At 31.1% G+C, this 26,754-nt stretch carries 26 protein-coding genes, 1 tRNA gene and 1 pseudogene; 12 read left to right on the top strand and 16 right to left on the bottom strand.

The window, feature by feature from the left end; genetic code table 11:
- Positions 1-114: 114 nt before the first annotated feature.
- Positions 115-771: a hypothetical protein gene (locus tag I6760_RS00845; RefSeq protein ID WP_196592642.1), complete on the top strand. Its 657-nt coding sequence runs from the start codon at positions 115-117 to the stop codon at positions 769-771.
- A 169-nt stretch (positions 772-940) separates the two neighbouring features.
- Here I6760_RS00845 and I6760_RS00840 read toward each other — a convergent pair whose 3' ends face one another.
- Positions 941-3,277 (bottom strand): phospholipase C, encoded by a 2,337-nt coding sequence (locus I6760_RS00840; protein ID WP_196592641.1) that lies wholly within the window; start codon positions 3,275-3,277, stop codon positions 941-943.
- Between the two features lie 329 nt (positions 3,278-3,606).
- Here I6760_RS00840 and I6760_RS00835 point away from each other — a divergent pair, with 329 nt between their 5' ends.
- Entirely contained in the window at positions 3,607-4,755 is a 1,149-nt protein-coding gene (locus I6760_RS00835) for a TAT (twin-arginine translocation) pathway signal sequence (protein WP_196592640.1), read from the top strand.
- Here I6760_RS00835 and I6760_RS00830 read toward each other — a convergent pair.
- Positions 4,716-5,018 (bottom strand): helix-turn-helix domain-containing protein, encoded by a 303-nt coding sequence (locus tag I6760_RS00830; protein WP_196592639.1) that lies wholly within the window; start codon positions 5,016-5,018, stop codon positions 4,716-4,718. The two genes, I6760_RS00835 and I6760_RS00830, sit on opposite strands and share 40 nt — an antisense overlap.
- 362 nt (positions 5,019-5,380) lie before the next feature.
- Here I6760_RS00830 and I6760_RS00825 point away from each other — a divergent pair, with 362 nt between their 5' ends.
- Positions 5,381-6,289: a carbon-nitrogen hydrolase family protein gene (locus I6760_RS00825; protein WP_196592638.1), complete on the top strand. Its 909-nt coding sequence runs from the start codon at positions 5,381-5,383 to the stop codon at positions 6,287-6,289.
- 288 nt (positions 6,290-6,577) lie between these two features.
- Here I6760_RS00825 and I6760_RS00820 read toward each other — a convergent pair whose 3' ends face one another.
- A complete protein-coding gene (locus I6760_RS00820) occupies positions 6,578-7,117 on the bottom strand; it encodes a HipA domain-containing protein (RefSeq protein WP_196592637.1) in 540 nt (179 codons plus the stop codon).
- Positions 7,118-7,537: 420 nt separating this feature from the next.
- On the opposite strand from I6760_RS00820, the gene I6760_RS13010 reads away from it, so the two are divergent.
- The gene (locus I6760_RS13010) at positions 7,538-7,657 is read left to right on the top strand and encodes a putative holin-like toxin (protein WP_407947288.1); all 120 of its coding nucleotides are present in this window, start codon (positions 7,538-7,540) and stop codon (positions 7,655-7,657) included.
- A gap of 245 nt (positions 7,658-7,902) precedes the next feature.
- Positions 7,903-8,241, top strand: coding sequence for a helix-turn-helix domain-containing protein (locus I6760_RS00815; protein WP_196592636.1), 339 nt, complete (start codon positions 7,903-7,905; stop codon positions 8,239-8,241).
- A gap of 383 nt (positions 8,242-8,624) precedes the next feature.
- Here the strand turns inward: I6760_RS00815 and I6760_RS00810 are convergent, their stop codons facing one another.
- Positions 8,625-9,167 carry a DUF4865 family protein gene (locus I6760_RS00810; protein WP_196592635.1) on the bottom strand — a complete coding sequence of 181 codons (543 nt, stop codon included), beginning with the start codon at positions 9,165-9,167 and terminating at the stop codon, positions 8,625-8,627.
- A 114-nt stretch (positions 9,168-9,281) separates the two neighbouring features.
- Between I6760_RS00810 and I6760_RS00805 the strand changes: the two genes are divergently transcribed.
- Positions 9,282-10,124 carry a LysR family transcriptional regulator gene (locus tag I6760_RS00805; protein WP_196592634.1) on the top strand — a complete coding sequence of 281 codons (843 nt, stop codon included), beginning with the start codon at positions 9,282-9,284 and terminating at the stop codon, positions 10,122-10,124.
- A 154-nt stretch (positions 10,125-10,278) separates the two neighbouring features.
- On the opposite strand, the pseudogene I6760_RS12650 reads toward I6760_RS00805, so the two are convergent.
- Positions 10,279-10,575 (bottom strand): annotated as a pseudogene (locus I6760_RS12650) (IS66 family transposase).
- A 72-nt stretch (positions 10,576-10,647) separates the two neighbouring features.
- Here I6760_RS12650 and I6760_RS13005 point away from each other — a divergent pair.
- The 3 genes from I6760_RS13005 to I6760_RS13000 are packed head-to-tail and all read left to right on the top strand — an operon-like array spanning position 10,648 to position 11,129.
- Entirely contained in the window at positions 10,648-10,791 is a 144-nt protein-coding gene (locus I6760_RS13005) for a transposase (RefSeq protein WP_196592633.1), read from the top strand.
- A 14-nt stretch (positions 10,792-10,805) separates the two neighbouring features.
- Entirely contained in the window at positions 10,806-10,934 is a 129-nt protein-coding gene (locus I6760_RS12800) for a hypothetical protein (protein WP_269140267.1), read from the top strand.
- A gap of 18 nt (positions 10,935-10,952) precedes the next feature.
- A complete protein-coding gene (locus tag I6760_RS13000) occupies positions 10,953-11,129 on the top strand; it encodes a transposase (protein ID WP_196594700.1) in 177 nt (58 codons plus the stop codon).
- 740 nt (positions 11,130-11,869) lie between these two features.
- Here the strand turns inward: I6760_RS13000 and I6760_RS00780 are convergent.
- A complete protein-coding gene (locus I6760_RS00780; protein WP_196592632.1) occupies positions 11,870-15,814 on the bottom strand; it encodes a P-loop NTPase in 3,945 nt (1,314 codons plus the stop codon).
- Between the two features lie 352 nt (positions 15,815-16,166).
- On the opposite strand from I6760_RS00780, the gene I6760_RS00775 reads away from it, so the two are divergent.
- Positions 16,167-17,450 carry an IS110 family RNA-guided transposase gene (locus I6760_RS00775; protein WP_231036021.1) on the top strand — a complete coding sequence of 428 codons (1,284 nt, stop codon included), beginning with the start codon at positions 16,167-16,169 and terminating at the stop codon, positions 17,448-17,450.
- A 102-nt stretch (positions 17,451-17,552) separates the two neighbouring features.
- On the opposite strand, the gene I6760_RS00770 is transcribed toward I6760_RS00775, so the two are convergent.
- The 3 genes from I6760_RS00770 to I6760_RS00760 form a co-directional block, all read right to left on the bottom strand.
- Entirely contained in the window at positions 17,553-17,750 is a 198-nt protein-coding gene (locus I6760_RS00770) for a hypothetical protein (protein WP_196592631.1), read from the bottom strand.
- 10 nt (positions 17,751-17,760) lie between these two features.
- Positions 17,761-18,930: an SIR2 family protein gene (locus tag I6760_RS00765; protein ID WP_196592630.1), complete on the bottom strand. Its 1,170-nt coding sequence runs from the start codon at positions 18,928-18,930 to the stop codon at positions 17,761-17,763.
- A 66-nt stretch (positions 18,931-18,996) separates the two neighbouring features.
- Entirely contained in the window at positions 18,997-20,052 is a 1,056-nt protein-coding gene (locus tag I6760_RS00760; RefSeq protein WP_196592629.1) for a hypothetical protein, read from the bottom strand.
- A 179-nt stretch (positions 20,053-20,231) separates the two neighbouring features.
- Between I6760_RS00760 and I6760_RS00755 the strand changes: the two genes are divergently transcribed.
- Positions 20,232-20,798 carry a hypothetical protein gene (locus tag I6760_RS00755; protein ID WP_196592628.1) on the top strand — a complete coding sequence of 189 codons (567 nt, stop codon included), beginning with the start codon at positions 20,232-20,234 and terminating at the stop codon, positions 20,796-20,798.
- A 17-nt stretch (positions 20,799-20,815) separates the two neighbouring features.
- Here the strand turns inward: I6760_RS00755 and I6760_RS00750 are convergent, their stop codons facing one another.
- The 7 genes from I6760_RS00750 to I6760_RS00720 form a co-directional block, all read right to left on the bottom strand.
- Positions 20,816-21,637: an IS3 family transposase gene (locus I6760_RS00750; RefSeq protein ID WP_196592627.1), complete on the bottom strand. Its 822-nt coding sequence runs from the start codon at positions 21,635-21,637 to the stop codon at positions 20,816-20,818.
- Positions 21,627-21,974 (bottom strand): transposase, encoded by a 348-nt coding sequence (locus I6760_RS00745; RefSeq protein WP_196592626.1) that lies wholly within the window; start codon positions 21,972-21,974, stop codon positions 21,627-21,629. The genes I6760_RS00750 and I6760_RS00745 overlap by 11 nt, the downstream gene beginning before the upstream one ends.
- Before the next feature lie 248 nt (positions 21,975-22,222).
- Positions 22,223-23,734 carry a KAP family P-loop NTPase fold protein gene (locus I6760_RS00740; protein ID WP_196592625.1) on the bottom strand — a complete coding sequence of 504 codons (1,512 nt, stop codon included), beginning with the start codon at positions 23,732-23,734 and terminating at the stop codon, positions 22,223-22,225.
- 35 nt (positions 23,735-23,769) lie between these two features.
- Positions 23,770-24,348, bottom strand: a complete 579-nt coding sequence (locus I6760_RS00735) for a hypothetical protein (protein WP_196592624.1) — start codon at positions 24,346-24,348, stop codon at positions 23,770-23,772.
- Positions 24,349-24,511: 163 nt separating this feature from the next.
- Positions 24,512-24,588, bottom strand: a tRNA-Arg gene (locus I6760_RS00730).
- A gap of 45 nt (positions 24,589-24,633) precedes the next feature.
- Positions 24,634-25,995 carry a PFL family protein gene (locus tag I6760_RS00725; protein ID WP_196592623.1) on the bottom strand — a complete coding sequence of 454 codons (1,362 nt, stop codon included), beginning with the start codon at positions 25,993-25,995 and terminating at the stop codon, positions 24,634-24,636.
- 16 nt (positions 25,996-26,011) lie between these two features.
- Positions 26,012-26,281: an ACT domain-containing protein gene (locus tag I6760_RS00720; RefSeq protein ID WP_196592622.1), complete on the bottom strand. Its 270-nt coding sequence runs from the start codon at positions 26,279-26,281 to the stop codon at positions 26,012-26,014.
- A 233-nt stretch (positions 26,282-26,514) separates the two neighbouring features.
- Here I6760_RS00720 and I6760_RS00715 point away from each other — a divergent pair, with 233 nt between their 5' ends.
- Positions 26,515-26,694 carry a hypothetical protein gene (locus tag I6760_RS00715; RefSeq protein ID WP_196592621.1) on the top strand — a complete coding sequence of 60 codons (180 nt, stop codon included), beginning with the start codon at positions 26,515-26,517 and terminating at the stop codon, positions 26,692-26,694.
- Positions 26,695-26,754: the final 60 nt, after the last annotated feature.

Below are 26,754 nucleotides of genomic sequence, written 5' to 3'. Positions count from 1 at the left end.
GCCTGTGGAGATAATATAAGACGTGCTTTTGGCGCAACTATCTATGAAGCAGGAACCCCGCGACTTTAGTCGTGGGAGGTTCAGTATTATGATCTTCAGGTTGAGCGGGATACTTTGAATGAAAAGCTAAAAAGAAAAAATGCGGCATACCAAAATATTTTCAAAACTATAGAAACAAGAAAAGATCAGGAAAAAAAAGAAATGCGGCATTTGTATAAGACTAGTGTACTGCTGTTTTCGGCTTTGCGAAAAAATATCGTAGGACTTGATAAAAAATCAACAGCGCAGGAAATAGAACAAAATAAGCTGCTTCATACAGCAGAGGTCGTATATCTTACATATTTAAGCCAGTTGCCAGCTGTAATAGATATATGTCCCTTAACAAAATTGGTTGATGATATTACTGCCGGCTGTGATAATCGTATTATTATTGATAATAAAATAGAGGAAGATATAGAAACAAAGGGTAATCATAAGTATATTAAGATAATATTTAAAATACTGGTTCATATTTTACAGGGAAAACGTGAAAAACTACGTTGTGTTCTAAGTGGTAGGCAGGAAGAAACTAAAACGGCAGAGCTGTTGTTTAATATTGATATGCAGCAGGAACAGATTTCACAGGAGGATGAAAATCAGCTTAGGGCAGCTTGTGTCCTGCTTAATAGGATAGCTGCTTTTTACGATATGGGAACGGCAGTTGAATATGCCGAAGATAAACTAAAAGGTGTTCGTATCAGCTGGCTGCTGAAAAATTATCATAATGCATAATAGGTTTTTTATTAAAGAAGTATAGCTTTGTAATTTCATAATACCGCCATTCTGCAAAATATAAAAGACTGCTGTAAGAAAACTGCTCTCCATAAGTTAGTTAAACTAATTTATGGAGAGCAGTTAAGCTCAGCAGTTTTTTTATTTTATAATATTATTTTACAAAGATTCAGCTGAATATGCTTATTTCATTTTTATAACCAGCTCTGGTTATATCAGCAGAGTCAGTAATGACAATATTGTCATTATCATATGCATCCCAATTTGTAGGGGCATCAGATACAGTGTAAGTGATATTGGCTTTGCCGTCAGCATTAAGTTTTACAGCAACTGGAGTTTTGCCGATTTTTTCTCCATTTACTGTAAGAGTGCCTTTTGTGTCGATAGTACCAGTAGAAAAGGAAATATATACAGTACGGTTTTTCATTGCAGGAGCTTTTATTGCCAAATCGTATTTCTGTCCTTTTTGGGCACCATTGATAATTTGATTTACCAAAATGCTGTTTTTACTAGTTGAAGGAACTTCAATAGGGCTGCCAATGGATAATAAGTTTTTATTATTATTTTCTTCGATTGATAATTTGGCGGTGGAAATATTCTTTTCATAATTTACTGTTCTGGCTCTTGTGTTATATTTTTCTGAAAAACTATTTGTATTATCGGCTGCTTTCTGCCTGAATAGTATTTCATTTGATTTATATTCTACCGGTGTAATGTTTAAGGCTTTAGATAAATTACTTAATGGCAGATAAATGACATTATGCTTGCTGAGAATTTTTCCTTCTAAATCTATATTAGCCATATCAACTTTTATGCTGTTTCCCTTGTGAGGAATTTCAACTAAATGATTATTGTACATAAACCATGTATGATCCTTTTTTTCGTGTGGCAGTACATTAAGACTTTGGGTTAAGTCTTGTAAAGACATGTAAAGATGACCATTTTCTTTAAAAGGTTTTAGCTGAGTAACTGGTTCTCCGGTAGCGGGATCAAGAAATACCGGCTGGTTAGAATAGCCCGGTGTAAAATCAAACATATTATCAAGAGAACTAGCCATAGTATCAAAGGAACCATTGCCAATACGACCTAAATTCCAGTTATCTTCAACAAATTTTAATACAGATGATTGATCTGCTATAGTATGGATAACAGCATTATGCTTAGCATAAGGTGAAACTACAATCATTGGCATACGAGGTCCATATCCTAAACGATCTTGATAGCCGTTTAAAGGCATATTATCGCCAACATTTTTCCCTTTTCCTTCCATGGCGTCAACATCAGGATCCTGTGAGTGATTCATAATTGGCGGCATTACATGATCATACCAACCATCTGAATCATCATAGGTCACAAAGATAGCAGTGTTTTTCCAAGTAGGTAGGGATTCAAGTTTATTGATGGTTTCTACGAGCCAGCGTTGTTCATCTATGGGATCGGAATAAGAAGGATGACCGTCCTGATAAGCCGGGGCTTTTAAAAATGAATAATTAGGAAGATGCCCAGATTCAGCAGCAGCCCAGAAATCAGTAATATCATATTGATGGTTTGCTCGATCTGTGTGTCCAATCATAGCGACTGATACAGGACGTACGTGTTTAATATTGGAAGTAGCACCATAATATTGAAATGGTTCGTGATGTGGTATGTAATCAATAATTTTTTCACCAGCAATATTTTTATGGATTGCCTTTGGATCATCATAGCCGCCGAAGAAACATCCCCAGGTCAAGCCTTTTCTATTCATCAGGTCACCAATATTTCTGCCGGACATAGATGCTGTACTTCTCTTGGAAGCATAATCATAGTAGGGATCTATATCACCGTATAGTGTACCGTTCTTGGTAACTGCCTTCCGCGGGAAGTTTTTATCATTGGGATTCATTTTTGTAGTACTTAAAGTTGCATTAGCTGTATATACTGTTGCACCATGTGTATTTCCTGATACTACATTAATAGCTCCAGGAGTTGATGGTCCAAGGTTAGCACCAAAATAATTATCATTCATGGAAAAATGCTGTGCCAGATTCCACAGAGCAGTAACTGTATTTCCATCGTAATAATCCATGACTTCCGCATTTCCGTGTCCATCATTTTGGACAAATTTATCCATTAATCCGCCATCAAATGATTTTTGTTCAGATGTATAGCCATGATCAAAATCCTGTGTATGTGCCATACTTCTTGGTAAACGCTGCGGATCGGCCGAGTTGGGATTATGCATCAGCAATGCCGGAGTCAAACCGTTTATAGCTGGTGTACCTGGCGATGCAAAAAATAATGGTTCACCGCTAGTATTTTTGGCAAAGGGATATGTACCAAAATAATGGTCAAAAGATTCATTTTCATCGAAAATAACTACTACATATTTTATAGGTGTATTTGCCTGAAGTGTCTTTGCAGAACTAGCAAAGACCGGAGAAACATTTCCTGCTGAAATTAAAGCTGTGCATGCTGCAATTGTCGATAATGAAACAAGAGTTTTTTTTAATCTTCTTTTTTTCACTAAATTACCCCCTAGGTTTTAAATCCTGTAGATTAATGACCGGCTCATTCCGTTTATTAATAAAGCATCATCGTGCTTTATTAACCAGATACCAGCACAATAGCATGTTAAAACATACTTTCTATAAGTTGCTTAATAAAGCATCTTATATAGTAATACACCTTATGAGCTTAATTAGTTTTAAGATTTTGTTATGTTTTAGTTAAATTAAATTTAATGAAATATTTAAAATTAGCTAACATTTTAAATGACTTTTTATTTTATAATGGGATAAATTAAGGAATAAATTTTTTAGAAAATCATATTTTATTATAAAAGGGGATACTATTATGATGGATTCATATTCGGAAGGATTGTCACGGCGGAATTTTTTACGTATTTCTGTGGGAGCAGCAGCTGGGCTTGCTGTTTTAAATATGCCACACGTTTCTTTTGCTTCAGAAAATAAGGTAACAGTGATGAAATTTGCCGATTGTCCTGCTCTTCCGCAGGATATTGTGAAGAAATCCCAAATGGTCAATGCAGGGTGGAAAAAACTCTTAGAAGCTGCTAATAGTATTAGTGATAAAACTATCGGAAAAAAGATTAAAAATATTTTGTATAATCCGGCGCCTACTTTTATGCAGCAGTATAGTTCCTCTGCTGATATGGAACAGGTATATAACAAGCTTTTGGATAAAGGGCTGGTAAATAGTACTAAAATATCAGCAAAAATGCTTTTCCCCCCGCTCAAAAGTTCACAGCAGGCACCACAGCCATTTATTACAGCACCCGGAAGCGGTTATGACAGCCATCATGCATATCCTGGTGGTTTGGTAATGCATACACTAAATAATGTTACTATACTACAGGGAATATGTAATTCCTACAAACATGTATTTTTTTATGATGTGAATTATGATATAGCAGTTGCCGGTGAATTACTGCATGATATTGGCAAACCTTGGGTATTCCAATGGAAAAATAATGGAGAATCGCTTACAGAGATGACTATTGCTAAAACAGGAGCACATCATATATTCAGTATAGCAGAGTCTATTTATAGAGATTTTCCCTCGGATATTATAGTTGCTCTGGCCTGCGCCCATGAAAATCCCGGAACGGCTGCGGGTGAATCTTTGGTAATAGGATGGATCAAGGCAGCAGCATTAATGGCAGGAAAAGATCCGGTGAAAATAGGACTACTTGATAATGGAGGCAGAACTCTTCCCATGCCGCATAAACAGGAAGGTTTTATAGTACATTTAGGTGACCATGATTATGTTTTGAGTGGACCGGCTTCACAAAAAAGTGTGATTATACTTAAGAAGATAGCTGTTAAAGAATATGGTATAAGGCCTGATAATGCAGTAGAATTTAATAAATTTCGCAATTATATAGGTTCTCAGGTAAGTTTTATGCATATCTATCATACAATGTCTCAAGGGGGAAATCCTTATCAAAATGTCCTAGGACTTGTAAAAAAGATTATTTTATAAATTTTATGCCGGCAAATATCAAGATTTCGTTTATATTTGCCGGGTGTCATATTAGTATATTGTTTAAATAAACGGCGAAAATAATCAACATTAGCATACCCAAGGCGGTCACTGATTTCGTAAGTTTTATATTTCCCTTTGCGCAATAAATACTTAGCATGTTCCATTTTCATTTTTGTTAAATATTCATTAAAATTAACACCGATTTTTTGCTTGAAATATTTACCTGTATAATCACGGCTAAGGGAAAATTCCTGTGCCAAAGTGTCTAAAGTGATATTTTCTTCAATATGGTCAATGATGAAACGACATATTTGAGTAGCAATGCCATCGCCATCGCTTGAAGTTCATATCATTTTACAATACAGTGCGTATTCATAGTCATTGCAATTATATGTTACCGGACGAATACGAAAAATTATATCAGCAGTATCAGGAAAAAGATACATCATTGGCAAGTTAAATTGAGGATATACTTCTCATTTTATTTTGTACTAAATCTTGACATAGGACCAGTTTATATATTGACATTTGTAGATGGAAATTCTATATTATAAGAGTAAGACAAAGGTGTCATAAGGCATCTTTGTCTTTATTTTTTTAATTAATTTAAGAGGTGTTACTTATGGATAGGGATATTATAACAATTGGCGTTGCTACATTTAATGCATTTTGGGGAGAAAAAGAAAAAAATTTAAACCGGATTAAGGGATATATTGAAGCAGGTGCTAAACGTGGCTGTGATTTCATTGTATTCCCTGAAATGGCTTTAACAAGCTATGATGATGAACCTAATAAGGCAAAACAAGATAAAATGCAGAGTAAGTTGGCAGAAACCATACCTGGACCAGCTACTAATGAAGTTGCTGCCTTAACAAAAAAATTAGGTGTTTATGCTGTGTTCGGAATGCCTGAACAAGATCCAGAAAAAACAGATATAATTTATAATTCCTTGGCAATTTTTTCACCACAAGGCTTGGAAGGTTCTTATCGTAAAATGCATTTACCGGATCCAGAACCAAACTGGGCAAGCAGAGGTGAAAAACCTTTCATATTAAAAACACCGTGGGGACCTATTGGATATAATATTTGTTATGATTCATATTGTTTCCCTGAAATGGTTCGTTATTATGCAGCTATGGGATGTAGATTATATGTAAACTGCACAGCATTAGCAAAGTGTCATGGCGGATTAGGTAGTGTGACTTTAGAAGCTAGTGTACTTCGTGAAGGTGTATATATTGCAGTTGCTAATCTTGGTGGACTAGATGTTGACAATTATTTCTGGGGTGGAAGTTGTATTATTGGTCCAAGTCAAAAAACTTGGGAACCTTATTATTATGCGGGGCATAAATTTAAAGATGAAATAGCAGATGAAAGTGAATTTTTTATTGCTACTATAGATTTATCACTAGCGAAAAGAGGCCTTTACCAATATAATTCAAAAGTAAACGGAACTGATTTTCGACCAGATAAATATATTGAAATGTATAAACAAATCTTAGGCAATCCTAATTTTGGTAAAAAAGAATAAAATTATTTTAGATATTAAAAAAACCGGTAGGAAAATCCTATCGGCTATGGGGCTATGAATAAAAGTCTGTAAATAAGGTCTTCTATGATAGTTAATAAAGCATTAATAAATCGTCATTTTGCTAGAACAATGAATATATGAAATATTACAACGAAAAACGGCTGCATCAAAGCCTGAATTATAATACCCCACAGGAAATATATTTCACATCTGGCAGGTGATATTTATAAAATTTAATTTTCAAAAACCTAACTTATTTTTATAAAAAATCTGTCTTGACAAAGGGGTTCACTTTACATATTCACATCCATAGACAGGTGCAATTTTAAATTCTTGCAAATCCTCATTTGCTAAAATCCCCCAATTGCTATCATTCCGATCAAAATTTCCTAGCAATGCATCAACAATATACATATCCCAATAAAATTCATTTAACATGACAGAATTAATCATTTTCTGTTCTTTAATTGCATTCAATGTGCTTAACAATGATTTATTTTTTCTCGAAGCAGTTATGCATGTATTTTTTATTTTAAAAAATTCTTGTAACCTATATCTATTAATATTGAAATCTTCACACGCAACTGCTGAATATATTTTATTATTACATTCATATTCACCTAAAATAGTAGTTTGTGCCTCAATCCCAAGTAATTTGAAAATATGACAACCAATATATTCATTAACAGCCGAACTAGCTATATCTGTATCTTTTAATATTTTAACCATATAGGGCTTATTACTGTCATCATTCATACAAATTTTATACCCAGTTCTCCCACCATAAAAGCGATAATTATTAATTTGCCAATCATTAAATCTCACCATTTTATTTCTCCTATTTTTTATAAGCTAAATATATTACTACTAGGCAATATATTATTTTCGTTATTATCCTTTTTATCTCCCGCTCAAATACAATATTTTCTAGAATTGTTTAATTATATTCCTGACTACTCTCAGAATTTTTATGCGCTAAAAGGTAAATTAAAAAGCCCCCAGCAAGTGCTGAGAGCCCTAATATTATCAGTTATACGTTATGCTCTGTAGTTGTTTCTGTGACATATGGCATAGACTTTGAAGTATCTTCTTTACATTCCTTCTATTTTACTCATAATAATCATTACTTTATTAAAAACTTCCCCCAAATTATAGCAGGACCTATTTTTCTAAGTTATGTTTTCTTATATACTGACATAATAGCTTTAATATTTAGCATATGTTATAATAATCCGCATGGGATAGTTGATGTTTCGGTTTTTCCTCTTCGGAGGAGGTGGTGCTGTGAGTACATTTCAAGTCTTATCTTTAATGATAAGCTTTGGCTTACTTATAGTAGCCATTATTTCATGCACTAAAATGAAATAAACCGACTCACGTTAGTAAGCCGGCTTTCTTTCAAACACGTTAGTATACGAGGAAAGCCGAGCCACTACGCATCAACTATCCTTTTATGTATCTAATTATAACATAGATTACTTAAAAATCAATTACCTCTAGTGTTCTATTAAGTATTGCTAAAGTTCTTCAACTATAAATAATTGAAGAATTTTGGTAGTTTTTATAATATCATCCTATGCTAATATATAATTATCATAAAAGGAGTGATATAAATGAACCTACTATCAGTAAAAGATGTAAATAAACAATTTTTTGATGATAAATATTCTAGCTCTGCAATATTAAATCTAGCTTGGCGTGGAATTTTGCCTTCTATGAAAATTGGACGCCGAGTATGGTTTGATCAAAATGAATTGGAAAAATATATAAATTCTTTAAAATCAACCACTACTACTATACCACCTACTAATATTTCAACAAACCTCGCAGACAATACCTCTTCTATAGGTCCTGATATTATTTTTCAAACTGCTCAAGTTCAACATAAAAATGATAAAACATCTAAAGAATGTGAAAATGTCAATTTGGCCGTGACAGTACTTGATTGCTAATAATTTCTAGGAACTTCTTTATAGTTTTGATAAACCTTCAAGCTGATATAATATAAAAATCAGTTTGAAGGTTTTATTTATTATATAAATCAATTTCCATTGCGGTTCTTATTTAGCTATATTACCAACTATATCCATGCAGATTTTGTGCAGGTTTACTCCTCTCAAAATGGTACTTAATTCTCCACATATTTTTATTACTTATTTAAACTTATCATATTTCATAGTTTAATTCGTTTCTTCTAGCTTATTTGGGGTCTTATAATTCGAGAAGTGTGCAATTTTTCGTGATTATGTATTTTCCAACATTAATCCATGAAGTTTACACAGAATTGATTACACGCTCACTTTTGCAGATATTATATTCTTTTGTAACTTATTTATTAACCAAGAGATATGTGTAATATTTCATAAATTGTACCTAAATCATGAAGTTGATAAGGTGTTTCTTTAAAAAAATATATTTTACTAAAACCCCATTTATCTGGATTATAGATACAAGTTTCTCCAAGAATTTCATAGTTAGTTTTTAAATCTGATTGTCGTTCTTTAAAAGTAGTTAAACTTGCGCTTTCATGTATTGTTCCTGTTATTTCAAGAACGTGTGTACTGTCAGTGAAATTTGACTTTATCTTGGTGTATAATGGAATCCCAATATTAATCTGTTGCCAACCAAAAGAATTAATAATATTATCATAATACCCGTCAAAGAGAAATTTATTCATGCCAATATTAGTATTCCAAATATAAAATGGAGAATATGAATTATATAAATTTTTATTTTTATTTTTTTCAGTAATTAGATACGCTTTAAATTGTAAATCTAAAAATTCATCTGTCTTAAAACCATTATCCTTTACCCTTTTTCTAATGATGTTCATGTCGTAATCCATAGGCAGTGTGACTTTATATTGCATACCAATCATAATTATTCCTCATTTCTATTTTATAAGTTTAATTTACTCCTAAGTTAGAATTAAGTAAAATAACTATAAATTATTCTAGATATCATTTATAATGATACCTAGGAGGGATAAGCAATGGAGATAAATGATTTAGCTATATTCATTAAAACAGCAGAATTAGGATCTATTTCAAAGGCAGCTGAACAACTGGGGTATGTTCAGCCCAATATAACTAGTCGATTAAAAATATTAGAAAGTGAATTAAATAAGCCGCTTTTTAAAAGAACTAATAAAGGCGTAATCTTACTCCCAGATGGAGAGATATTATTTGACTATGCAGCAAAGATAATCAATTTAGTAGATGAAGCAAAGAGAAAAATATCCAATTGTAATCCTTTATTAAAAATAGGTGCTACACAAACCATTACAAAAAATTATCTCTCTAATCTGCTAATAAATGATGAACTTAAGTTTTCTTTGTATACTCGTTCTAGCAAAGAACTGTTATTTCTCATAAAGACATCTAAAATTGACGTCGTGTTAATAAATAAAGAATGGCAAAACAGTAAAATAGAGTTATTGCAATCTTTTCATGAGAAGATCGGATGCTTAGGTTCAAAAAAAATGTTATTAAATGATTTTAAAAATGTATCCGTCTTAGTAAATAGAGATAAAGAGTGCCCTTATAGGAAAGCTACGTTCAATTTTCTTGACAAAGTAAAAAACAACTGGAACGTTATTGAAATAGACTCTCTTGATTTAATCCTATCCATGCTTGAATCTGGAAAAGGAATTGCTATTCTACCTCAAAAAATGTGTACTGATAAAATTATAGAGTATCATATAAAAGGACTAACACTGGAAGACGTGAAAATCCACTTGTATAAAAATAAATACAATAATAAAGTGTTTAATATAGATTTTAGAGAATTTTTCGTAAGCAAACAACCAAATAATGTACAGCAAAAATGCCGCTAATCCTGTATTGTAATTACAAGGATTAGCGGCATTTATATAGGTTTAAGATTACTAGATGCAGCTGTTTTTTATTTCGTCCCTCCATGGCAGATAATTTTCTATCAGCTCAGGATTCTGAATAATTGGCTGGTTAGGCATGTTTTTAAATATATATTCAAGATATATAAGCATCTATTTTATTTGCTTTACAGGTTTCTATTATGCTGTATACCGTGGCGCTTGCTTTGGCTCCTTTGGGCGAACCGGAAAACAGCCAGTTTTTTCGACCTATGGTAAATGGACATATGCTGTTTGCTGCTAGGTTATTAGATATGTCACAATGACCATCTTCTAAGTAGGTCTACAATTTTTGCTGGTTATTAAGAGCATAATTTATTGCTTTTCCTAGTTTGGATTTTGGCAATATTTTATCTTTGTTTATTTTTAGATATGACCAATAATAGGCCTCCAGAAGCGATTTTTCTTGCTGGAGACGTTCTTTTTGCCTGTTTTGTATGTATGATGGACATAAAGATGTTTTGGCATGTATGTTGGTGAAAATGAAAGTGCAAAGTATTGGCTGTCCATAATGAACGGGTTAAAAAGCCGTGGAGTAGAAGATGTTCTAATAGCTTGTGTTGACGGTCTTAGCGACTTCCCACAAGCTATTGAAGCAGTATACCCATAAACCGAAATACAGCAGTGTATAATTCATCAGATTATGTATCGTATAAAGATATAAAATCCCTGATGGCAGATTTAAAGCTCGTATATGCTGCACCAACAGAGAAAACAGCATTAGCTGAACTTGATCATTTTAAAGAAGTATAGGATAGTAAATATCCTAAAATTTATAAATCCTGGCATGAAAAACAGGCTGTTTTAGCAACATATTTTAAATATCCACTCGCTGTCAGACGGCTTATTTATCCCACAAATACCATAGAAGGATTTAATCGGCAGCTTAGGAAAGTCATTAAATCCAAGACAAGCATCACTTTTATAAGCAATGCCATTCAAATATAGTACTATTAAATTTATATCAGCTTTTAGCATTTACACAAAACTTAAAGAACTCTCTAATAATCATTAAAATTTACTTTTATTATAAACCTTAGTTATTTTATACGCAAATAACTAAATACAAGAATTGCTCAACATTTCATATAACTTTTCCTTTTATCGATTTACATCGCAAAAATAGCTATCATAACAAAAAACGTATCATATAATAGGAAAATACAAATTACTAAAAAAAATTAATCTTGAAATACATCAACTAGATAATATATTATTTTTCCAGTATCCTATTTGTTTTCCCACCAAATAATATTATCAAACCATATGTCTCAATATCCCCATTATTCTCAAAGAAGCACCTCCATGCTAACTGTGAGTAACGGCCTAATTCCCAAATCACTATAAATAACACTATTTTATAGTTTATATATTCCACTGTTCTCATTATATTGCCCCAAATTTTTCCCAAGCGTCCTAAAAAAGCCAAAAAAAACTTCCAGCAAAACGCTGGAAGCCTTGATTTTACTATGGTGCGCCAAGCAGGAGTCGAACCTGCGACACACGGCTTAGAAGTTTTTCGGATATAGATCAACTATAAATATAATATCTTATACATGTTAATTATATTTATAAAATGTACATTTTATCCCAAATTTTTTATTAAATCCAAATAATTATTTTTATTATTGGTTTACATATTGGTTTACCACAAACAAATAAACTATTTCATACCTTATTTAGCTTTTTTATTTTGAAGTATATTTTAATAATTGTGCAATCATTTTATTAATCTTAGTATCATCAAATATTTCACCATTATACACATCATCACAACATTTGCAGATTGCATGATAAACCTCGTCTGGAACACTATCCCTATATTGTAAAAGTCTTTGTTGAATATTTTCTTTATATTGTCCTAATAAAAATTCCCTATATTCTTTATCCGATTCATTATCTAATTTAATTGCAACTTTAGAATATTCCCAGAGAAATTCTAAAATATTTATCATAGCTGAATAGTCTTGTTGTTTATTATTTACAATTATATAATTATTATTAAACGCTGCTAAAATTTCTTTTGATAATTGTATTGGAATTGGAAAACTTGTTTTTTCAAGCAAGCTATCATTATTAGAATTAATTACTTCTTTTAATGATTTCAAAAAAACTTTTGATATCCTAAATCCATTTGGCTGAACTATATTTTCTGAATCTATAATGCCAACAATCAAAAAGTCCATTTTTGTATCTATGAACCCTATACACCCACATAAAAATTTCATAAGTTGCTCTACATTTGAGAAATCTAAATTTTTGCATAAAATTGGATAGTTAAAAAAAATATCTTTATAAAATCCATATTTACAATCTATTACTTCAATATTTGGATTTGATTCTCTTAACTCTATGCATGCCTTAATAAATCTTGTTTTATTCTCTTTGTATTTTTCTTTGCACCAGGGTTTTATCTGATATTTACTAAAATATTGATTTGGTTCATGTTCTATAGAATATTCACATACATCCATCATAGTAGCAATAATTTTTTTTTCAGTCTCACATAGTCTTTTATGATTTTCAGCTTGTCCCTTATCTATCACTCTCTCAAAAAAATCTTGAATAATTGGCAATTCCTGATTCATTGATAGAATGTTAATCTGACACAATTGCGATATCTTTTGATTATTATTAATTAGCTCCATAACTTGATTTACAAATGCCTTGAATGAGGGAAAATATTTGTTCTGAATTTTTTCATATTCTTCACTATATTCGGCTCTATCCTTAAATGGCCTATCCTGTTTTGGCATTCTATTTTGTTGTGATAATTTTTTTTGAAGTTCTAATGCTTTATTAAAACATTGTTGTTTAAGACTTTTTGAAGTTTTTCCTCTTAATACTGTATATATTAAATCTCGAATCTTTTCTAAACATAATACTATATCCATCCTGATATTTAACCAAAATTCTTGCCAATCATTTATCGAATCAAATTCATAATTGCTTAAAAGTGTTTTATTCCACAATTTTGCAAATTCTTTATGAAAAGGAAGAATAACATTTCTAATAGGCATTTCTTTATGAGCATCATCTGGCATATCATATAAAAATGAGTATATATCTAATTTAGGCCTATATGCATCTGTATTATATACTTCAAAAATTGGCAGTATTTTACAAATAACTTCTATTCTTGATACACTTTTTTCATTTGCCTTATTTATATCGTTTATTTCTAAAAAATATTTTATATAAATATTTTTTTTATCCTGATAACTTATTTCTAACGAATTTGTTTTTCTTTTTAAATATTGTATTATTTTTACTATATTTTTATCCACATAATCAATATATTTACTTTTATTTCCACAAAAGCATGTATACATTAGCAATGCTAATGATTCTAGAGAATAACTTGCACTATGAGCCCAAATTACATCTAAATCAATTTTTGATGTTAAATCAAATTCAGATGAAATATTTATTAACCAATATAAAATTTGTACATAGTTATCTATATCCTCTATAGTTTGAGGCAACCTTTTATTGTTTAATTCTCCAAACATTGCATTACTTAATAAATAAATGTCGCTGTTTTTTAATTCTGCTTTCTTCATAGAATCTCTCACAGTGCATAGATATTGTAACTTCTTATTATTTGGTTCTAGCTTTAATAACTCATCCAACGTTTGTACCTTAATATCAAACTCATCAAATTTTGCAAATGGATTCACTTCATAAATAATTAATCCTAATCCACCATGTTCATTAATATCATCAAAATTTTTTTTATTTTCATTATAATATTCCATTACACTATATGAAAACACACCTTGTAACATAGATATATAATACGAAAAATTATTCCAATCAAATTTTTTCATTAAAACATCTGAATAAAAGCCCAATTTATTATTAATATATTTTGGTAAATATGAATATAATATAGGAATATATTCTTCATTTGCCAGCAAAGCTACTTTCAGTGCTGTTTTCTCAATCCCAGCATATTCATGCAATATTTCTAGCATATGCTGAGATCTAACGGGATGTAGTCCTTCAAGTTGTGCTCCTTCTTGATTAATTCTAATAAGGAATTCATTTTCCATACTTTTCAATATTTCGCCAACATCTCTATCTGTTAACTTTTCTGCTTCTATGTATATTTTATCCAACGATAAACTTATTCCACAAACATCCGCTAATGCTATTTTTCTAAGTATATCACACTTAACTTTTCCTGTATTAGTAATACTTACTGCTTTTATCTGCTCTTTTATTCGTTCCGATATCATAATTCCGTGCGTCAATAAATATACATATTCTATCAATAGTTGCCGTTCTGATACCTTGTACCAGGAATTTTTCCAATCTATAATTGATGGATGTAATTTATTTGCTTCTTTTAAATTTTCGTATATTTCTTTGGCTTCATTTTCACATAAGTTTATGTTTATAACATTCAAAGAATGTATTTTACTTAGATCTCCTGCATAATCATACCAATCATTTTCTCTTGAAGTAATTAATATCTTATAATGATAGATAGCTTCTTCTTGCAATCTTTGTGCTAGCAAAGACCATTCTTTTACATATCCATTTAAATCATCAATAAAAATTAATAATTTTTCACCTACAATTATTCTTGACTTAAAATATTGAATAATATGATCGAGTTCCTTTGCCTCATTGCACCATTCCATTTTATATACAACATATTCATTTTTTAATGTACATGCGGTTTGTAAACCTAATGTTGTCTTTCCTTGACCACTAGATGCCTTTATAACAGTTATTGTATTATTCATAATTGAATCTACTACTTTTTTTTCCAATTCTAGACGTTTAACTGGTATTTCTGATGTTATATCTTGTATAGTAGGCTTTTTACCTTCATAATATCCTGAATGAGAATTATCATCTTCTTCCGATGTCTTAAACATCAATCGCTTGATCCACTTATGTGCTGGATTTCGAATTCCTTTTGCAACATCATCTTTAACATTACAAATAAGTTTGTCTATTTCATTCTTACAAATATTTTTCCTTTTCTCCATTGAATGCCACACAAACGCTTCAATTGCATTAACAAAAAGTATAATATTGTCTGTTGTAATTTCATAACGTTGAATGATTTCTTTTATTATTAGTTCAGATAATTCTTCTTTTTTTATATTTTTAAATAATAAGCTCTCCATGAATTTTTCAAATATATATTTTTCCCAATTCCAGTTAGGATTTGCTTCTTTTATTTCATTAATAATTTTTTCCCAATACTCTTTTGATTTTTTATTTTTATATAAATCATTATTTATTAAGTTACTAAAATGGCCTTTTGCAACTGGAAAATCATAAACTAATTGGAACATCCTTGTATTATCAATTAAATATGCTTCAAGATAATTTTTTAATACATCACGTAAAAAACTTGCATCTTGTTTATCCTTTGAATATTTAAGTTGAATATGTACAATTTTATTTTGCTCTATTTTATCAATATCTTCAATTCCTTCAAGTTTAAATTGTATCTTAGCATCAATATTAGATATTAATAAATAACATGTATATAGTGATTGAAATGAAAAACCACGCAAAGCAATCTGTCCTCCATCTCGTGTTTGTTCTAATTCCTGAATTGAATTTTTAGACGGTTTAGTATTTATTTTTCGTTCCTTATTTTTTTTCATTACAATTTCTCCTCGTATAATAAGTTTTGTAAGCAGATATCCGCCAGTTTACAAAGCTTATTTTTTTATTTTATGTTATAAAGGTTATCCTGATGCTACAATAATTTTAGTGATTTGTAGCAAAGGTTACGTCTTTTTTCTCCTTCAGCACTTAGGTGACTGCTTAAAAAGCTTGACGCCTGCCTTATTCGTCAAATACCGCTTACACAGATGTTTCATCCCTGGGCGAGAGTTTACCAGCAAATTTCAGCTCTCACAGGTGAATGCTAATTTGCGAGGGTGCGGTCAGCGTTTAAGATCAGGATATTCCTTTTCTACCTATCCATTTTTAGCCGGAAAGGTGGTGATTTTTATGAAGAAGGCGGATCTTCTTTCTACTTTGTTTGTTGGGATTGATATTAGTTCCCGTGAGAATGTTGTTGTTTTATTAGAATTTGAATCTAAAAAACCTTTACTTTCTTTTGCTGTTTCTAATAATTATCCCGGCGCCGCTATTTTGGCCCAAAAGCTTGCTGAATTTCTCAGTTCTCATCATGAACTATCTAGCATTATAATAGCCTTAGAATCTACATCTTTCTATGGCATTCATATTGCTAACTATCTGTCATCTTGCCAGCTTTTGATGCCTTTTAATACAGCCGTTTATTGTGTAAATCCTAAAATGATTGCCAATTACAAGAAATCTTTTATTGACCTTGGCAAAAATGATTATATTGATGCTTTTGTCATTGCTGATTTTGCTCGTGTTGGCAGAATTACTATTAAGCCATGGCGTGGCAGTCAATTTCTTGCCCTTCAACGTTTAACACGTCATCGCCTTCATTTAGCAAAAGCTCTTACTAGAGAAAAAACTTATATGCTTTCTAACATTTTCCTCAAATTTAGTGAATTTTCTATGCTTGAAGAAGAACAACAGCCCTTTTCTGATAACTTTGGTGCAACGGCAACTTCGGTGCTTACCGATTTTCTCTCTACTGAAGAGATTATTAACATGCCGATAGATGCACTTATAAGTTATGTATGTGAAAAAGGACATAATCGTTTTTCTAATCCAGAAAATACAGCTAAACTTTTAAAACAAGCTGCCCGTAATTCTTATCGGCTGGATAAATGTTTATATGAACCTTTAACAATTGCCATTGCTTCTTCTTTCAATCTTATTACTACCTACACTAAAGAAATGAAAGCTGTAAATGCTGCAATTGAAAAAACTCTTAAAGGGCTTAATCCCAATGCCTACCAATCTCTTTTATCTATTCCGGGAATTGGTCCCGTTATGTCTGCAGGTATCCTTGCTGAAATTGGCTGTATTGATGCCTTTAAATCTCAAGATGCCCTTGCCAAATATGCAGGTCTTGTCTGGCGAGAAAACCAGTCTGGACAATTTAAAGCCGATGATACAACTCTTTCTAAGGCAGGTAATGCATATTTAATATACTACCTTATTGAAGCAGTTAGTCATATAAAAAAGCATTGCAATGAATTTGCTGTATATTACCAAAAGAAATTCGATGAAGTAAAACTTCATCAACATAAACGCGCACTCGTACTCACAGCCCGTAAATTTGTTCGGTTGATTTTTGGATTGCTGGCCAAAAATCAACTCTACTCTTCTTCCAGAGTAGACCAAATTTAATATCTCAATTAACCTCTTTTTGAAAAAATTCAAAAAGGTTTGTTGAATGCACTCTTTTTTACTGAATTGCTTACAATATTTTATTTTTATGGGCTTGACATATTACCAGATTGCTTCTATTTTACCTATAATATTATTATATCCTTTGGGAATTTTTATAAAGCCCCCTACTGAGACATTTTTAATAATTTGTCCTTGGTACACCAAGATATGGCTATTTCTATTTTCAAATACACGTATCAAAATTCTTTGCCCGCTTACTTTTATAACCTTTCCAATCTTATAAAAATCGTTCAACATATTTTTACCTCTATGAGTGTATACTACTCAAAATTTCATTAAATTTCTTTATTGTCAACTGATTATCTTTTATATATACATAAGAAATATTATTATTTTTTAATTCACCAAAGAGTTTTTGGTATTCAGAAATTTGCTGCTTCTCATAGCAAAATATAATTAATTTTAATGAAGGATTAACCAAAGATCTTTTTGTTAAATCAAGGATATGTTCATCCTTAAAAGAAAATCCAAACGTAACGAGTAAACTATTTTCTTTTTCTAGCTCATTTGTATACATTCTAAGTAATTCATAATAGTTCTTATTCAACAAAGTGCTACTAAATTTTTCTTTTGTTGGATTTACAATTAAAATATTATTTGCATAATCATCAAGCATGTCTACATACCTACTCACATCATTTACCATAGGTAATAAAACAGATCCCGCTATTATAGAATCCACTTTATTTACTGCATTATCTGCAGTAACACCACTGAACAATGTCTTTAATTTTTGCACAATTATATCATCAAATAACGCATTATACTTTTCTTCAAATTTATTAAGTCCATTTTTATAATCCTGATATTCTACAGATTCATTTGCACTATTTCTTTTCCACGTGACAGATCCATGAATTTTCATTAAATTTACCGAGGGAATTTCTGCTTTCCTATTTGAAAACAATGCCTCTCGAAAGTATATTTTAGAAAAATTATCCGTAGAAAATAGTGGATTTATTCTACCTTCAAAACCATCATTGCAAATACATAAAGAATAATCAAAAGCAATTTCATTAATGGGATCATAATTGGTTGTAAATATATTACACTGTCTATTAAGTACAGGATTACCTTTTTCAGATAAAATTGTATGTATATTATTTGCAAATATAACGAACTCATTAATATCTTTTTTAGATAATATCTTTTTAGTTATTGGATATACACATTCTTGAAAAAATGCCCAAAACATATATGCCTTTAAAATCTTATACTTGTTCTTATTTTCATCGCCAGCTGCTACATAACTTCTAATTCCCTCTAAAATATACTCATAATTCCCAAGCATACCAAGTACACTATGAGAAAATCCTGCTCCGAGCAAAAAATTTATATGACAACCAGAAAATAAATCTTTAAATTTTTCTACAACATTAGATTTATCAGAATTTGTGAACTCATATATACTTTCCATGTATCTTCTCCCTAACTTATATATGTTATATTTAAAATACAATTTATTTCTTTCTCTTTAATATTTTCAAACATTATTACGAAATTTTTCCCATTCAACTCGATTTGAAACCATAAAGTATAATATATTACTTAAAGTTTCATCTAAATTCGCACAAATATTTCCGTATATCCAATTTTCTATACTGTATTCAAATTCATCATACCAAACTTCCTGCATAAATTCTTCTTTATATTGTTTTAATAATATAGTAACTGCTTTATAATCACCATGCGCTATCTTGTTTCTCAACCTTCTCATAATTTCAGTAAAATAATTTTTTTTAGTTCTCTCTATTGTATGCGGTAAAAAAAAGGGCAATTTTCTTTCTAGTTCTCCATGTGTTTTTCCCTTATTATTCGATTTTATTATAAGCATTTCTATTAATGACATTACTTTGAAAATATGATATGCGCTCCACTGTTCTAAGTCTGAAATAACATTTGTTATGTAATCAAATAACCAAAACTTTTGGGTTGATACCAAAAATTCATCAATCATTTTCCCCATTTGCTTTAATGTTTTTATACTACTATCATTATACTGATTTATAGAAAACGAGCCCTTTAACATGTACCATTTTAACTTACTCAGTATTTGTCTTCTACAATTATATTCCCTAGAATCATATATTATATCAGGCATATATTTTTTTCTCATTACATTCGATAAAAAAGTACTAGAAGATAGAATCTGACATAAAATAATAAATTTTTTTGCATATTGTATTTCACATGTAGGACTACCCATATATGAGTTTTTCAATTTCAACATTGAATTATTAAAATTTAATACATCAATTTCTACTAAATGCTCTGCTATTATTTGTTTATTGTATTTTCCAAATTCCCCCCAATGAAATTTTTTTATCATACTGTCTAAATCATTCCAACCATCATTTTTTTCAATATCATTTTTTTTATTTTTTAAACCATCTATTTTATATTTATTTATAATGATCTCTTCTTCAAACATCTCTAGCACTTCTTCAATCCCATCTGAATCAAGATTACAAATTCCTACCCCCAACTTCTTTGAAATAATTGTAGAATCTAATTTTTTGTAAATATCAATCAATATCATATTTAATCCTTTTTATCACTATTTAATCATCTGAATTATTATTTCATTTAACATAAGTTTGTTATTTAAAAAAATTTACTTTATTAATATCAAAACACTCTTTATTACATCATATTCAGACTTACTGCATAATTATATGCCCAGCTTTACGGCCGGGCTTTTATCTAAGGAAGAATAAAATGTTTGAAATACTTGAATGGCTAACAAAATACAAAAAAGATATAATCTATATCGTGATTATCCTCATAATTCTTCTTATAGGCTTTTTTCTGTACAAGACAACCCATAAGGCACAAACCATAACAATCGAATCACAATCGCAGGCAGAAACGCCAGCAGGAATAGAATTAGCCGCTAAAAATGCTCAAATAAAAATGCAACAAGAACAGATTACCGAATCAGCTAAACAGATTGCTGAATTAAAAAATAAACCGCCTGAAAAAGTTATTCAGACGGTTGTGAAAGAAGTCCCTACAGTTGTAAAAGAACAGCAAGAAAAATCCGGCGCTGACTTTGCAATTGTTACAGACAAAGACAATCCTGATCAAGAATATAATTTCAGCAACGCGGATCCAAACGAAGCTGTTAATCTCAATCAGTATAATGTCTTTGCCTATAAAAAAGTATTGCACACTGTATCATATGCTCCTAACTCATTAAAAGATTGGGAGCCTAAACAAATTGGCGCATCTGTAGCCAAGAAAATAACCAAGTATAATGGCTCACTTGTCAAGACAGAAATCTAAAGATTTTATAATGAACCTTAAGCCGTGGCATAGTCTATCAGCATTGCTGGATAGTACAGCGTAGCTGGCACCTGATAATCAATTGCTGAATGATGCCGTTTAAAATTGTAGGTATAGATATACTTCTTAATTGCTTGACGCGCCTCTTTTAGGTTGGCATATTGGGTCAGATAAGCTTCTTCATACTTGAAACTTCGAAACCAACGTTCAATCATAATATTGTCAGCCCATCGTCTCTTCCCATCCATGCTTTGACGGATATTATTCCCCTTGAGAAATTCAATATATTCATTGCTGGTGAATTGACACCCCTGATCTGAATTTAAAATTAGTGGCTTGGCAACTCTAAAAGCTTTTCCAAGTGCATGAATGACCATTCTTGTATCCAATGTATCATCTACTTTCCAGCCAACAATACATCGGCTATACCAATCGATGACAGCAGTCAAATAAAGGAATCCTCGCTTGATGGGAATATAGGTGATGTCTATTGACCAGGCTTGATTTGGCCGAGATATTACGGCATTACGCATTAAGTAAGGACATACCTTTGCCTGCTGCATGCGCTTTGAAAGATTCATCTTCGGATATATCGCGTCAATTCCCATTTCCGTCATATATCGGCGTGCTTTCCTGCGCCCTACTAAATAACCGAGGTTTTTAAGTTGAGATGATATTTGACGTGCGCCCCAAGCGGGATTATCCGTATGAATACGGTCTATAATGGCCTTACATGCAAGCTCTTCTTCTGAAACTGGCGTTCCTTTGTAATAAATGCTAGTACGATTTACTTCAAGTAATTCAGCGCCTTTTTGAGCTGGAAGTTCCTTAGTCGTCAAAAGGTTTCGGACTAAATTTACTTTCGTAGTCAGGTCCAAGGAGTTCTGTAGATTTTTTTTTCAACCAGTCCACCTGCATGGTGAGCTGGCCAACCTTTTTCGCATATTCTTCTTTCTCTTTGCGTTCCTCATCAAGCTTTTCTCTGATATTCTCCTCACGGGAATCATCGAATACAACAGAGGCTTTATCAAGAAATTCCTTTTTCCAGTTTCGCAAAAGATTTGGCTGTATGCTATTTTCGGTAGCTACCGAGTTGAGATCTTTCTCACCCTTGAGCAGTTCAAGAACAAGATCCGATTTGAATTTTGCTGTGAAATTTCTTCTTTTCCGAGACATAAATGAACCTTCTTTCGAGTGTTATCTACAGTATATCAGGTTCATTATAAACGTGTTCAGAAAATGTCTTAATTTATGAGACCATTATAAAGGATGGTAAATACCTTGGGGCGGGAATAGATTACAACTTTGATGATGATCGAGCAATAGTAAAAATGGAATATACTTGGTAAAATATTTGCAATAATAAAAGTCGGCACTGTAAAGTACCGGCTTTTACACTCTCTATATTAACAAACCAATTAATATTATAAATACAATTCTGCCATTGCAAATATATCCCATAATCTATAAGAACAATCCATTAGTGACTGTTTCACAGTTGTATACTTAATTGTTTTTAAATTAGTTATTTCACTATTTCTAAAAACTGCTTGATTATTATTTAAATAATTACAAAAATATGCAGCATACGAAATTTTGCCATTTACTGTACAAGTCATAAATTGACGATGATAGTCAGGCATAAGAATATCTATATAACCATCAATTTTAGGTGCAAATAGCGTTGTTAATATAGAAACAAATAAATCACTCGTTTTACGTCCAGTTTGTTTAATACCATTTTCTGCTCTACTTCTAATAACAGGCGATAACATATATATATCTTTGATAGTACCATTACCCTTATCTTTTAATGCCTTTAATCCTTGTATATTATTAAATCCTTCTGTATTTTTTTTCCAATAATCTAATTTTTCATCATATTGTTTTAATGTAATAAAAGTCTCTTTTTCAAATTCATATAATATAATTATAAATAATGTTAGTAATTTAAAAAAAAGAAGATTTTGATTAGGAATCAATAAAGGTTTTCCTATATTTAAACCTCTATAATATTCAAGTAATAAATATTTATTAAAAATTTTTTTTACATGCCTTGGATTCGTAAAGTGCATTGCATAAATAAAATTCTTTATTTCTTTTATATCTGTATCAAATCCTATAAACGAATCAATCATTTTATCAAGTTCAACTATCGGCATGTCAAATGATATATCAAATAGTTTTTCAAGATATTCTTCTGATTTTATCACATCATTATATTTACATTGCAGTGCTTTATTTACTGCTGTTTTATCAACAGCACAAACAAAAATAGTACGTTTTCCTAATGCAAAAAATAATTTTATTGCAGATAACAGGTTCAATATATTTTCCGGTTCGCATCTATCTAAATCATCTATAAATACAACTAAATACTCGTTTTCTTTTAAAATATCACTTTCCAATTCACGGTACTTAATTTTAAAATCATCTATTTTATCAGCAAAACTGCCTTTTTCAAGATAGTCATTTACACTCATTCTAACCTTTTCTAGCGAAATACGACCTACATGTGGAACATTTATTGTTGTAGCATCAACAAGACCACTCATTATAGCTTTAGCCGATTCCCATGTTTCTTTTTTTATTTTTTCACATGTAGACTTATTTTTATCAAATATAGTTTCAAATAATGTCATAGGCAAATTATCGTCATTTTCCATTTGCCATGTATCAAAAAATACTGTTTTAAATGTATCATCATCTAATTGTTTTTTTATATATTTCAATAAGGACGTTTTCCCACTGCCCCATTCTCCATATAATGCAATTATTTTCATATCAAGCGGATCGTGTTTTACTATTATATTTAAAAAATCTTTTATTAAATCACCTTTATCATGTGTACCTAATTCATCATTTTCATCTGTTAAATCTTTTGGTTGATTATTTTTTATTTTTTCTAATAAATATTCATCATCTATACATCCCATAGTCATATTCTCCTAATATATTACAAAAACACTAATCAATTTAATAAATTTTCTCTTAATTTGATTATTATAATGTCAAACTCTGCTACTAACAGAGCAAGATCTTTTTTATCGACATTCTGTCCGTTGCTATAGAAAGAAACAATAAATTTAAGCTTGTCAAAATAATCCTCTATCTCAGTAGATAAATTTTCATCTAAATATAATCCTGCTTCTCTAAAAGCCTTCTGTGCCTCATTAAATGCATTAATAACTTCAATATTTTCTTTCTGTATCTCTTCATTTGAAGGTAAATTCACTTCTATATTTTTCCGATGATGAATTTTAGCAATAGCTTCACATAAACGTTCATATAACACTATACATTTTTCATGTTTTTTGGTTGCAAATAAACTAAAATCCGTTAATTGTTTTTGATGTTGATATTTCACTGTTTCTGTTAATGAAGCAAGTTCCTGTTTATAGTGTTCAAGATTTTTAGCTAAATTTGTTTTTTGTTCTTCTAATTTACTATTAAATTTATATTGTTCGTGAAATTTATAAAAACCAATAAAACATAGAATAATGGGTAAATATTTCACTATAATATCTAATATAGCATATATATGCTCCATCTTAAATCAACTCCTAATATGGATTAACCTATAAAATAAAACCGTTGGATTATCTCCAACGGTTCATCAGCAATCAGTCATATATTGAAATTCTATCTGCACCACAAATGCACCATTTATACACGGTTTTTCCTGCACCAGCGGCTAGAACTATTGTTATTAGTGGTGCGCCAAGCAGGATTCGAACCTGCGACACACGGCTTAGAAGGCCGTTGCTCTATCCAACTGAGCTATTGGCGCATAACGTCACTATATTAGCAACGAAAAAAGTATACTATAAAAAAATTAATTTGTCAAGCTTCTTATTGGGGCTGGGATTCTTCCGCCACGGGCAATAAAAGCTTCGGAACTATATTTGTTTTTCACAGGGACTATAGGGCAATGTCCTAATAATCCGCCAAAATTAACAGAATCTCCAATTTTTTTACCAGGAACAGGAATTATTCGTACAGCAGTAGTTTTATTATTTATCATACCGATAGCTGCTTCATCAGCAATAATTCCAGATATAGTGGATGCAGATACATCACCTTCAACAGCAATCATATCAAGGCCAACTGAGCATACACAAGTCATTGCTTCTAGTTTTTCTAAGGATAAGCTGCCTCTTTCAACTGCATTTATCATACCCGCATCTTCGCTGACAGGAATGAAAGCACCACTTAGTCCACCTACATGAGATGATGCCATTAAGCCACCCTTTTTTACAGCATCATTTAGCAGGGCCAGGGCAGCAGTTGTACCAGGAGCACCACAGCTTTCCAATCCCATTTCTTCTATAATATGAGCAACGCTGTCTCCTACTGCTGGTGTAGGTGCTAATGATAAGTCAATAATACCGAAGGGAACACCAAGACGCTTAGAAGCTTCTCTGGCAACCAATTGACCAACACGAGTTATTTTATAAGCAGTTTTCTTAATAGTTTCAGCAACTTCACTAAAATCAGCACTTTTTATATCTTCCAATGCATGTTTTACAACTCCCGGGCCACTGACGCCAACGCTTACTACTTTTTCTGCTTCACTGACGCCATGGAAAGCTCCTGCCATAAATGGATTATCACCTGGGGCATTAGAAAAGACAACAAGTTTTGCACAGCCGATTGCCCCATGGTCACGGGTAAGTTCAGCAGTCCTTTTGATTACCTCACCCATTTCACGGACACAATCCATATTTATACCTGCCTTAGTTGAGCCTAAATTTATAGATGAACATACAATATCAGTAGTTGCAAGTGCTTGAGGAATAGATTTTATTAATATTCTATCACCGGTAGTATAACCCTTTTCAACCAAAGCAGAAAAACCACCAATAAAATTAATACCAACCTCATGGGCAGCCTTGTCCAACGCTTCAGCTACGGGTACATATGTATCTGTCTTACAAGCTTCAGCAGCTATAGCAATAGGAGTGACAGAGACACGTTTATGAATAATAGGAATTCCATATTCTCCCTCAATATCTTCGCCTGTTTTAACCAGAAATTCTGCTGACTTAGTTATTTTATCATAAATATTACTGCAGAACTGTTTTATGTTGGGATGTGCACAATCACGTAAACTAATACCCATGGTAATAGTTCTTACATCAAGTTTATTTTCTGTGATCATGCGATTTGTTTCCATTATATCGTTGATACTAATCAATGTATTTCCTCCAAATTTAGATATTATGCATGACGTTGAAAATATCCTGATGTTGTACTTTTATATCAAGATTTATTTCAGTGCCTTTTTCTTTTAAGATTTTTTGCAATTCCTGTAATTTTATTTTGCTGTCAGTCATTTCTACAATCATAACCATATTGAAGAAGCCTTCCATGATATTTTGATTGATGTTTAATATATTGACATTATTCTCCGCAAGAATATTGCTAACCATAGCTATTATGCCAACACGATCTTTTCCTACAATTGTCACTACAAGTTTCATTGACAACTACTCCTATTCATTAATATGCCCATTATTATAACACAAATATATATTAGTAGTAAATACAAGGCTTTTTAAATAATATTTTTGTTTTTTATTTAGCAACTATTTTTATAATATAAAGCAATTATACTATGTAAATTTTATGTAAACTGCTTATTTGTCAAGGAAAAATGTTTTATAATTAAAATAAGTTTATTTTTTATAAAATGTTTTATATAGGGGGCATAACCATGCAAAAGGGATTGGCCATAAAAAATATAATTAATGAAATTAAATATGAAAAAAAAGTTAGGAATAAGATAAAACCTAATAAATTATCGAAATCAGAATTCAGGCATAGGATTTTAGCTAGAAAAATTCCTAATGATTTTAGAAATTACATAAAATATAAATTTGAAAAAATAATATAAAACTAATAAAAGCTGGAAATATGAGATTTTATTTATTTCATATTTCCAGCTAAAAAATTA

It is taken from the genome of Pectinatus sottacetonis (assembly GCF_015732155.1).
GTDB classification, from domain to species: domain Bacteria; phylum Bacillota; class Negativicutes; order Selenomonadales; family Selenomonadaceae; genus Pectinatus; species Pectinatus sottacetonis.
This window is presented reverse-complemented; position numbering and strand designations above follow the sequence as displayed.

Bases quoted from the DNA above. Each gene is read 5' to 3' on its own strand.
- I6760_RS00835 (WP_196592640.1), top strand. From the start codon at position 3,607: ATGATGGATTCATATTCGGAAGGATTGTCACGGCGGAATTTTTTACGT.
- I6760_RS00825 (WP_196592638.1), top strand. From the start codon at position 5,381: ATGGATAGGGATATTATAACAATTGGCGTTGCTACATTTAATGCATTT.
- I6760_RS00820 (WP_196592637.1), bottom strand. From the start codon at position 7,117: ATGGTGAGATTTAATGATTGGCAAATTAATAATTATCGCTTTTATGGT.
- I6760_RS13010 (WP_407947288.1), top strand. From the start codon at position 7,538: ATGTTTCGGTTTTTCCTCTTCGGAGGAGGTGGTGCTGTGAGTACATTT.
- I6760_RS00815 (WP_196592636.1), top strand. From the start codon at position 7,903: ATGAACCTACTATCAGTAAAAGATGTAAATAAACAATTTTTTGATGAT.
- I6760_RS00810 (WP_196592635.1), bottom strand. From the start codon at position 9,167: ATGATTGGTATGCAATATAAAGTCACACTGCCTATGGATTACGACATG.
- I6760_RS00805 (WP_196592634.1), top strand. From the start codon at position 9,282: ATGGAGATAAATGATTTAGCTATATTCATTAAAACAGCAGAATTAGGA.
- I6760_RS13005 (WP_196592633.1), top strand. From the start codon at position 10,648: ATGTATGTTGGTGAAAATGAAAGTGCAAAGTATTGGCTGTCCATAATG.
- I6760_RS00780 (WP_196592632.1), bottom strand. From the start codon at position 15,814: ATGAAAAAAAATAAGGAACGAAAAATAAATACTAAACCGTCTAAAAAT.
- I6760_RS00775 (WP_231036021.1), top strand. From the start codon at position 16,167: ATGAAGAAGGCGGATCTTCTTTCTACTTTGTTTGTTGGGATTGATATT.
- I6760_RS00770 (WP_196592631.1), bottom strand. From the start codon at position 17,750: ATGTTGAACGATTTTTATAAGATTGGAAAGGTTATAAAAGTAAGCGGG.
- I6760_RS00765 (WP_196592630.1), bottom strand. From the start codon at position 18,930: ATGGAAAGTATATATGAGTTCACAAATTCTGATAAATCTAATGTTGTA.
- I6760_RS00760 (WP_196592629.1), bottom strand. From the start codon at position 20,052: ATGATATTGATTGATATTTACAAAAAATTAGATTCTACAATTATTTCA.
- I6760_RS00755 (WP_196592628.1), top strand. From the start codon at position 20,232: ATGTTTGAAATACTTGAATGGCTAACAAAATACAAAAAAGATATAATC.
- I6760_RS00745 (WP_196592626.1), bottom strand. From the start codon at position 21,974: ATGTCTCGGAAAAGAAGAAATTTCACAGCAAAATTCAAATCGGATCTT.
- I6760_RS00740 (WP_196592625.1), bottom strand. From the start codon at position 23,734: ATGGGATGTATAGATGATGAATATTTATTAGAAAAAATAAAAAATAAT.
- I6760_RS00735 (WP_196592624.1), bottom strand. From the start codon at position 24,348: ATGGAGCATATATATGCTATATTAGATATTATAGTGAAATATTTACCC.
- I6760_RS00720 (WP_196592622.1), bottom strand. From the start codon at position 26,281: ATGAAACTTGTAGTGACAATTGTAGGAAAAGATCGTGTTGGCATAATA.
- I6760_RS00715 (WP_196592621.1), top strand. From the start codon at position 26,515: ATGCAAAAGGGATTGGCCATAAAAAATATAATTAATGAAATTAAATAT.